Below are 8,343 nucleotides of genomic sequence, written 5' to 3'. Positions count from 1 at the left end.
AACCACAGGCAGGGTGCGATTTTCTGCATGACGTTGCTCCTTTGGAACCGCTGCGGATTGGCTTCGGGGTTTTTTGGAACGGCGGGCGGCGGTGCGGCGAGGAAGCCGCGCCGCCGTTTTGCGGTCATTCAGCGATCGGGGGGCTCTTCACCCGCGGTGAGCAGCCATCACCAGGCGATTATCCGCCGATCGCCTCCGGGTACAGCCGCTTACCGGCTGCTCAAAAGCAGCTTGCAAGCGGGCTATTTCTGCTCGGCCGACGAGCACGCGCTCATCGCCTTCTGGATTTCGTCGGGGCTCAGATCGCGCGTGTGCGTCGCGAGTGACCATTTGTGGCCGAACGGGTCCTGAACCTGACCGTAGCGGTCGCCCCAGAACATGTCGGTGACGGGCATGCAGGCGGTGGCGCCCGCGTCGACCGCCTGCTTGTAGCTTGCATCGACGTCGGGCACGTACAGGTGAATCGTGACCGGGCTGCCCTTCAGCGTGTTCGGGTCGAACATCTGATGTTCGGGCCATTCGTCGGTCAGCATCAGCATCGAGTCGCCGATTTTCAGCGTCGCGTGCATCACCTTGCCGTCCGGCCCCGGCAGGCGGATCTGTTCGACGGCGTTGAAGGCTTTCGTGTAGAACGCGATCGCTTCGGCCGCATTCTTGCAGACCAGGTACGGCGTGAGTGAGTGCATCCCATCGGGGATGGGTTTGACTGCGCTAGACATGACGGTGACTCCTTGAAGTAACGGGATCCTCAGTGGCAAGACCAGCTTCATAAGCCAGATCTTCAACGTTACGACGAGTTCGTGACCGCCGGATCGACACGCCGGGAAAAATATTTTTGGCGCGCGGGAGCCCGCCTTAGCCGATCGCCCGCGCGCTATCCGGCCGGGTTGTCCTCGTCCGGCGGCGGTGCGGACGGCGGCGCGCTGCCCGCGGGCGCGCCGAGAATGCTGAGCTGGAACGTGCGGGTGGCGGCGAGCGACTGCAGCGTCGCGTCCTCCGGGATGTGCTCGTCGAGGGGCAGGATCACCGAGCCGCCGATCACCGCGCGCCGGCTGTTGTCGGCGGGCCGCAAGCCCCATACGTCCTGATAGACGACCGGCACCGTGATGCCGTCGCGCGTCGTGTTGCCGATGTAGAGCATCACGTGGCCGCCGATATAGATCAGCGTGCGATACGGCGAACCATGCCGCGCCAGATAGTCGAGCCGCTCAGCGGGTGTCGACGCAGACAGGTCGACCATGCGGCCGGCGCTCATCTGCGTCGACGAATGGCGCGGCAGCCATACGCCGAACGCGGCGAAGATGCTCTGGAGTTCCGACGAGCAGTCGTTGTAAAGCCCGCTGTTGCCCCACCCGTACGGCCGCCCGATCAGCGCCTTCATCAGCGTTGCCAGATGGCGCGGCGTCGCGGCGAGCGGCATCGGTGCGATCTGGCTGTCGTCGAGCGACGCGGTGACGATCAGCGCGCGGCCGTCGATGCCGCGCGCGGGTATCAGCAACTGGCGCACCGTGGGAGCGCTGGCGCTGGTTTCGCTGCTGGCGGCACGGATGGCGCCGGGGGGCGTCTCGCTGCCGGCCTCGCTGCTCGCGGAGGTGCTTGTAGAACTGCTAGCGGAGCCGCGCGCCGCCGCTGCGGGCAACGACGGCAGCAACGGCAATATCGTGCCCGCCGGCGCGTCGAAGCGGAACACGCCGCGGCTGTCGCTCAGCGCTGCCGACGCGACGATCACCGCGCCCAGCGACTTGCCGGCCGCCGCGCGCCAGCTGTCGATGAAGCGGTCGTCGGCGAACGCGACGCCGTCGCTGCGCACCCAGCCTTGCACGTCCGGCGTTTGCACGTACTGCCACGCGCCGTCGACACTCGCGCCGAGCACATAGAGCGGCGTGCCGGGGCGCACCGCCGAGATTTGCAGATTGTCGAACGGATAGCCTTCGCCGGCCAGACGATGGTCGTAGAACGACGGATCGGTGGTCGGCAGCTCGCGCACCATCAGATTGCCGGTTGCGATCGCGCGCCGCTCCGGCTGGTAGACGGGCATCTGCGTGAACTGCGCGACGTTCATATCGTGGGCGATTGCGTCGATCCATGCGTTGTCGTGCGGCCGGAAGTTTTCGCCGTAGCCGATCACGCGGCCGTGCTTGCCGGTATTGTCGAACTTGTCGATGCGATGCTGTTGCAGCGCGGCAATGTCTTGTCCCTGTTCGCGAAAGACGCGCGCGCTGACGTACGCACCGTTCCATGGCGACGGCGCGTTCGCGCCCGTGCCGAAGTAACGCGCGAACAGTGCGTCGAAATGTGCGCGCTGCTCGGCGGCACTGAGGAACGGCTGGTCGTAATCCGGGCTCTGCGGATCGAGCCAGTGGTCGACGTCCTGGTCATAGCGACCAAGCGGAAACAGCGTGACGTTGTCGATGAACGCAGGTGTGTCGCGCGGCGGCACCGTAGTACTGCACCCGACGAGTGTCGCGAGCGCGGTGCTCAACGCGAGCGCTTGCCAGGCACGGCGGGCGCCGCGCGACGCGAAGGCGACGCGAGGCAGAGCGCGGAAAGGGTCGGCTGCAGGCATAAAGGTTCGGCGTATGACGCGTGTGGGCGGGTGGCATAGGGGGTTCAAGGGCACGATAATAAAGGGTCGGCGGTCCACGCGTCAGGGCGACGGCGTCGAGGATGTGGGGGCGTCGCTAGCCTCGCGCTCGCGCGAGTGCCGGTGCTGTTGCTACCGTAGCGTAGCGACGCCCATGGTTTGCTATGTTGGGGCCGCCGTTGAATCCGCGTTGCGTGGTCACATCCGATACCGCGCTTTGTGTTTTCATCCGGATACGGCCCGTTTATCAATCAGGAGCACACGATGAAAACCAGCGCACGCAACCAATTCAGCGGCGAAGTGATCGACGTCAAACACGGCGCGGTCAATGACGAAGTCACGCTACGCACCCCGGACGGTCTGGAGATCGTCGCGATCATCACGCACGCCAGCGCGAATTCGCTCGGACTCGCCGCGGGCAAGCAGGCGTTTGCGCTCGTGAAGGCATCGTCGATCGTCGTGATGGTCGACGTCGCGAAGCACCAGGTGTCGGCGCGCAACTGCATCGAGGGGACGGTGGCCGCGGTCACGAAGGGCGCGGTCAATTCGGAAGTAACGATCAGCGCGGGCGGCGCGCGGATCGCCGCCATCATCACGAACGACAGCGCCGAGCGTCTCGGACTCGCGAGCGGCAAGCCGGCGACCGCGATTTTCAAGGCATCGAGCGTAATCATCGGTGTCGATCAGTAAAGGGGGACGCCCGATTCGCACACGTTGGCGTGTTGTGCAGACGCGCGCGCGACAAGTGCGCTTCATAAGCGCCGCGCCGCCAACATCGCCGCTGGCCGAACGTCTGTTTGCTCTACACTGCCCCGTTTATTGTCATTTTTCTTCCCGATTTCCCCACGGACGCCGTCATGTTCGAAGTTTCCTCCACCTCGCATCTGTCAAAAGCCGCTCAATACGACGAACTGGTCGCGCAGGCGCGCGCGCTGCTCGCTGGCGAAACTGACTGGATCGCCAATGCCGCGAATTTTTCCTCGCTGGTGTTCCACTCGCTGAGCGACTTGAACTGGGCCGGCTTCTATTTTCACGATGGCCGCGAGCTCGTGGTCGGCCCGTTTCAGGGCAAACCGGCGTGCGTGCGCATCCCGCTCGGTAAAGGTGTCTGCGGCACCGCCGCGCAAACGCGCGAGACGCAACTGGTGCGTGACGTACACGCATTTCCCGGGCATATCGCGTGCGATTCGGCGTCGCGATCCGAACTCGTCGTACCGCTGGTCGCCCCGGACGGCACGCTGATTGGCGTATGGGACGTCGACAGCCCGGTGGTCGCGCGCTTTGACAACGAGGATGCGAACGGGATGCAAGCGCTGTGCGCGGTGTTCATCGAAGCGGCTTTGCCGCGCCGGGTGTAGTTGCCGCGGGAGTTTTTCAGCATGCCGGATTGCGCCTGAAAGCCGCCATCGTACGCGCGGTCACCGGGTCCCTCGGGCCCGGCACGTAACACAGGTGACAGGAACGTATCCTGCTCGGCTCTGCATCGGGACAACGCAACCGGACACGAGACCGATGAACGACCTGCTTGCCCGTCCATTTCATCTTGAGCCGTCGCTGCTCGTCACGATAACGCAGTACGCCCTTCATATCGCGCTTGCGGTGCTGATCCTGGTGATCGGCTGGTGGCTGTCGAACCGTGTCGGCGCGATGTTCGCGAGCGCGCTGGCTCGCACGCACGCGGACCCGACGCTCGCGCCGATGCTCGCGGCGATGGGCACATGGGCGATACGGGTGCTCACGTTTATCGCGGCGCTCGGCGAAGTCGGTATCGCGACCGCAAGTGTGCTGGCGGTGCTCGGCGCGGCCGGTCTTGCGATCGGTCTCGCGCTGCAGGGTACGCTGCAGAACATCGCGGCCGGCATGATGCTGCTGTTGCTGCGGCCGTTTCGGGTCGGCGACGTAATCGAAGGCAGCGGAGCCGTGGCGGGCATCGTGCGTGAAGTGGGTCTATTCACGACGCGGATCGAACGCAGCGACGGCAACCTCGTGTTCGTGCCGAACGGCCTGATCTGGAGCAACCCGGTGATCAATTACAGCCGCGGCGGCACACGGCGCATCGAGGTCGAGGTGGGCCTCGCGCAGCGCAAGGACGTCGACGCGGCGATAGGGCAGTTGCAAAAACTCGTGGCCGACGAGCCGCGCGTGCTGAGCGGGACGACGTTGGCGCCGGTGGTGACGGTGGCCGACTATCCAGAGGACGGCGGCGCTAGGCTGCGGATTGCGGCGTGGGTGCGAACGCCGGATGCGTCGCTGGCGCAGGGGGATCTGCACGAGCGAGCGCAGCAGGTGTTGCAGCAGGCGGGGTGTGAGGTGGCGGGATAGGGGGCGTTGTTCGCTTCGCGCGGATCAAGCGCTGCGCGCGCCCTCGCCGATACAAGCGGATTCCGACCGGGCACCGGAGCGGGCGCCGGTAGGTACGCGGCTTGCGAAAGCCGACTGTTCCTTTCAACCCTGTCGTGCCATGTCAACCGTTCTGCTCGTCGACGATGACCTCGAAAACCGACGGGCGCTCCAACTTGCGTTGGAGAGCCGGGGGCACCGCGTCGTGCTTGCGGAGAACGGACGGGATGCACTGCAGAAGGCGAACGCGTATTTTCCGGCACTGGTTGTGACCGATTTGCAAATGCCGGAAATGGACGGCAAGGAGCTTTGCCGTCGCTTGAGGAGCCGAACCGGATTCTCGGACATACCGGTCGTGCTGTTGTCGGCTATGCCGGAACCGACGGGAGAAATCCGCTACTGGACTGCTTTCCTGCAAAAGCCGGCCTCTGCGGAATTATTGCTGGACACGGTGGATACGTTCATTGCGGCACGCCTGACCCATACGCGGCCATCGCGCGCGTCCGAGCACAACACCGCGGCACGCCGGCAAGCCATCGATTCGCGATGCTGGCCTTGATCCCAACTCATGCTGCGGAAGACAAGCCTGGCGGCATTCATGCCTGCAGGCAATCGATACTGATAATGACGCCGGTCCCGGTCATCCACGATCGCGTGCATTTTCCGCAGGCCGGTCCGTCACACTAGACTTTGCCCACGAGTGAGGGGCGCAGACACTCGATGAGTTTCGCAAGCCTGGCTCGCTGCCCCGGGGCCAACTCGGGGGTCGCGCCGATCTGCTCAACGCGTGAACGCCAGTAGGTCCGGCTGAATATTGAATCTGCGCCTTCCGCTGACAGGATCCGTTCGAGATGGGAAATCGCGGCCTCGGCCGTATGGCGCGTATAAGGGCTCTTCCTGTCCGCAAGCGCTTGTCTGCTCCTCGTGATCATGCACTTCTCCCTTCTGGCGTGAGCCGACGTCGACGCGCACGTGCTGGCAACGGCGGAAATTACGCTCGTTGTTGCCACGATCCCTTTAGGTTCGTCTCCTGCCGGGCGAGCACGTCGTGCACCGGCGGACAAGATAGCGATGTTGGCCGCGGTCGGTCGTCGCCGCTGCTCCTGTCGGCGAGTAGAGATTCCCTCGCGACAGTCTCCGCAAACAGCCAGGCTTGGCGCCTAATGACGAACTGACGCCAGCGTTACGCTTTCGCAACCATCGACCGATTTGCGTGCACTCTCGCGAGTCAGACAGTCAGTCCCGTTCGTCAAGGCCGCGCTGCCGGCAACCTCACCGGAAATGGCGGGTCGATCCGAGCACGGTCCGGCGCGCCGTCGCCTACGGTCGTCACGCCACGCGCGAATCGCTCTGGCTGGCGCATTCAGGCGACTCCCAGATGGTGCGGTCAGACCCGTCACCATCAATCAGCATTTCGGCGTAGGCAACCGATGCCCGCCTTGCGTCACCTGCATTCGCAAAAGGCCGCTTGCTGGGCACACGGAATAAACGGCTACGAGGGTTGTCCGCGATGAACTCCGGGTCGCTTATGCGAATCGATGCATCGAGTCCTTCATCGTAGTTGTGACCATATCCCGGTTCAGTCGCGCGATGCGGATACACGAGCAGGGAAATGTCGAGACCTCGGTAGTGGCGAATGGTTGTCATTGTGTAGCTCCTTCAGGCTGCAGCATGCAGCGGGTTTTTCGATCGTTTTTGCAGGTTCGGGACAGACGAGAACTCCGAAAACGCCTGACCAGTCGCACCGGCGACAGGAAGCGGCCCGGAACGAAGTTTCTCGGCTCGACATCTGGTACACGCGTACTCGAACTTCGCGCTTCACAGCGGCGAGCGCTTGCTGAACTGGTATTCCGCTTACGTTTGTTCGACCGCGTACCGCTGCCCGAACCCATGAGTCGGTCATTACCAGCGTCTTCTTGCATTCGCTACATCATCGGGGGGCGCTTATGTCACTGATGTGACGAAAGCAGTATCCTGGGGCTGCGTTATTGCGCGCGGCAAACAGGCGCTATGGCCGATGATGTTCGTTAAGAGATCGTCGCTTAAGCGCGTGGAGGGTTGGAATCAGGCAGACAGCTGTCGTCAGGCCACCTGAGGTCGATGCGACGGGGGGGTGGGCAGCCCCCGCTTTGGGGAACATCCATTTCAACATACGCGTGACAGTGCCTTCCGTCAATTTAATTCTGAACAACGTCGTCTGTTCCAGCGTGTAGTGCGTCGAGCGGCTTGCGCGTGCATATCGCGCGGATCCGTCACTCAGCCTGTGCGTTACATCGGATGTGCTAGAGTGGGCGCATGTGTCACGTCCCGGTTGACAATCAGCATGGTCGATAACCCTTCCTGGCGCGGTGGTCGCCCGGGTGCAGCGTGCCATCCGGGCGCACTTTTGCGCGGCTACGTGCTGCCTGGGCTCGCGCTGTCGGTGAGCCAGGCGGCAAAAGATCTCGGCGTATCGCGCCAGACCTTGCACCGCATCCTCGACGGCTCGGCCAGCGTGACTGCCGAGATGGCCACCCGCCTCGAAACGCTGACCGGCATGTCCTCGATGTTCTGGCTGCGTCTTCAATGCGAGCATGACATCGAGCGCGCGCGGGCGTCTTTGGCCGGCGTTCTTTCTACCATCCCCCGACACACGCTTCCACGCAAGATAATGAAACAGATCGGAGCGCTTGATGAACGCTGAGATACGCGGTTTGCCCCTCGCCCGCACCGGAGTGACGGGGCTCGACGACATCCTGATGGGTGGCCTGACCGAGGGCAATCTGTTTCTGCTCGAAGGTAATCCGGGTACCGGCAAAACCACGATTGCGCTGCGGTTCCTGATAGCAGGTGCGCAAGCGGACGAACAGGGTCTTTACATTACCTTGTCCGAGACGGAAAAGGAGTTGCGTAATGGCGCGGCGTCGCACGGCTGGCAATTGGACGAAGGCATCGCGATCTTCGAGGTGAGCCCTCCCGAAAGTCTGCTCGATGCCGATCAGCAACAAAGCCTGCTGTACTCGTCCGACCTCGAACTGGGTGAGACCACGCGGCTGATTCTCGGGGAGTTCGAACGGATCAGACCGAAGCGTGTGGTCATCGACAGCCTCTCGGAGATCCGGCTGTTGGCGCAAAGCTCGCTGCGCTACCGCCGTCAGATCCTCGCCTTCAAACATTACTTCTCCCGACACGGCGCGACGGTGCTGCTGCTGGACGATCTGACGTCCGAAGCGACGGACAAAACCGTGCACAGCGTCGCGCACGGCGTCATCAAGCTCGAAGAGCTAGCCCCCGAGTATGGCGCCGAGCGGCGCCGGTTGAAGGTGTCGAAATACCGCGGCCAGCGCTACCGCGGTGGTTACCACGACTTCACGATCAGAACGGGGGGCGTAGCGGTCTATCCACGTCTTGTTGCCGCGGAGCATCGCACCCGGTATGTG

At 63.6% G+C, this 8,343-nt stretch carries 9 protein-coding genes; 6 read left to right on the top strand and 3 right to left on the bottom strand.

The genetic code is table 11. The features are described from left to right. Positions 1-242: 242 nt before the first annotated feature. Both VGH68_RS17735 and VGH68_RS17730 read right to left on the bottom strand, forming a co-directional pair. Positions 243-719 carry a VOC family protein gene (locus VGH68_RS17735; RefSeq protein ID WP_331604964.1) on the bottom strand — a complete coding sequence of 159 codons (477 nt, stop codon included), beginning with the start codon at positions 717-719 and terminating at the stop codon, positions 243-245. 155 nt (positions 720-874) lie between these two features. Then, positions 875-2,482: an SH3 domain-containing C40 family peptidase gene (locus VGH68_RS17730; RefSeq protein WP_414696960.1), complete on the bottom strand. Its 1,608-nt coding sequence runs from the start codon at positions 2,480-2,482 to the stop codon at positions 875-877. Positions 2,483-2,848: 366 nt separating this feature from the next. Between VGH68_RS17730 and VGH68_RS17725 the strand changes: the two genes are divergently transcribed. The 4 genes from VGH68_RS17725 to VGH68_RS17710 all read left to right on the top strand — a co-directional run bounded on the left by VGH68_RS17725 (position 2,849) and on the right by VGH68_RS17710 (position 5,483). After that, a complete protein-coding gene (locus VGH68_RS17725; RefSeq protein WP_331604962.1) occupies positions 2,849-3,274 on the top strand; it encodes a TOBE domain-containing protein in 426 nt (141 codons plus the stop codon). Positions 3,275-3,441: 167 nt separating this feature from the next. Further along, the gene (locus VGH68_RS17720; protein ID WP_331604961.1) at positions 3,442-3,942 is read left to right on the top strand and encodes a GAF domain-containing protein; all 501 of its coding nucleotides are present in this window, start codon (positions 3,442-3,444) and stop codon (positions 3,940-3,942) included. A 154-nt stretch (positions 3,943-4,096) separates the two neighbouring features. Next, positions 4,097-4,906 (top strand): mechanosensitive ion channel family protein, encoded by an 810-nt coding sequence (locus VGH68_RS17715; protein WP_331604960.1) that lies wholly within the window; start codon positions 4,097-4,099, stop codon positions 4,904-4,906. Between the two features lie 139 nt (positions 4,907-5,045). Next, entirely contained in the window at positions 5,046-5,483 is a 438-nt protein-coding gene (locus VGH68_RS17710; protein ID WP_331604959.1) for a response regulator, read from the top strand. Positions 5,484-6,253: 770 nt separating this feature from the next. Here VGH68_RS17710 and VGH68_RS17705 read toward each other — a convergent pair. Beyond that, complete coding sequence (locus VGH68_RS17705) at positions 6,254-6,571, bottom strand: hypothetical protein (RefSeq protein ID WP_331604958.1); 318 nt, start codon at positions 6,569-6,571, stop codon at positions 6,254-6,256. 676 nt (positions 6,572-7,247) lie between these two features. Here VGH68_RS17705 and VGH68_RS17700 point away from each other — a divergent pair. Continuing rightward, positions 7,248-7,607, top strand: coding sequence for a HigA family addiction module antitoxin (locus tag VGH68_RS17700; protein WP_331604957.1), 360 nt, complete (start codon positions 7,248-7,250; stop codon positions 7,605-7,607). Then, positions 7,597-8,343 (top strand): ATPase domain-containing protein (locus tag VGH68_RS17695; protein ID WP_331604956.1); only part of this gene is annotated, 747 nt, incomplete at its 3' end. The genes VGH68_RS17700 and VGH68_RS17695, both read left to right, overlap by 11 nt.

Source organism: Paraburkholderia sp., from assembly GCF_036488505.1.
In the GTDB taxonomy this organism is placed as follows: domain Bacteria; phylum Pseudomonadota; class Gammaproteobacteria; order Burkholderiales; family Burkholderiaceae; genus Paraburkholderia.
This window is presented reverse-complemented; position numbering and strand designations above follow the sequence as displayed.

Excerpts from the sequence above, each read along its gene's own strand:
- VGH68_RS17735 (WP_331604964.1), bottom strand. The coding sequence starts at position 719 with ATGTCTAGCGCAGTCAAACCCATCCCCGATGGGATGCACTCACTCACG.
- VGH68_RS17725 (WP_331604962.1), top strand. The coding sequence starts at position 2,849 with ATGAAAACCAGCGCACGCAACCAATTCAGCGGCGAAGTGATCGACGTC.
- VGH68_RS17720 (WP_331604961.1), top strand. The coding sequence starts at position 3,442 with ATGTTCGAAGTTTCCTCCACCTCGCATCTGTCAAAAGCCGCTCAATAC.
- VGH68_RS17715 (WP_331604960.1), top strand. The coding sequence starts at position 4,097 with ATGAACGACCTGCTTGCCCGTCCATTTCATCTTGAGCCGTCGCTGCTC.
- VGH68_RS17710 (WP_331604959.1), top strand. The coding sequence starts at position 5,046 with ATGTCAACCGTTCTGCTCGTCGACGATGACCTCGAAAACCGACGGGCG.
- VGH68_RS17705 (WP_331604958.1), bottom strand. The coding sequence starts at position 6,571 with ATGACAACCATTCGCCACTACCGAGGTCTCGACATTTCCCTGCTCGTG.
- VGH68_RS17700 (WP_331604957.1), top strand. The coding sequence starts at position 7,248 with ATGGTCGATAACCCTTCCTGGCGCGGTGGTCGCCCGGGTGCAGCGTGC.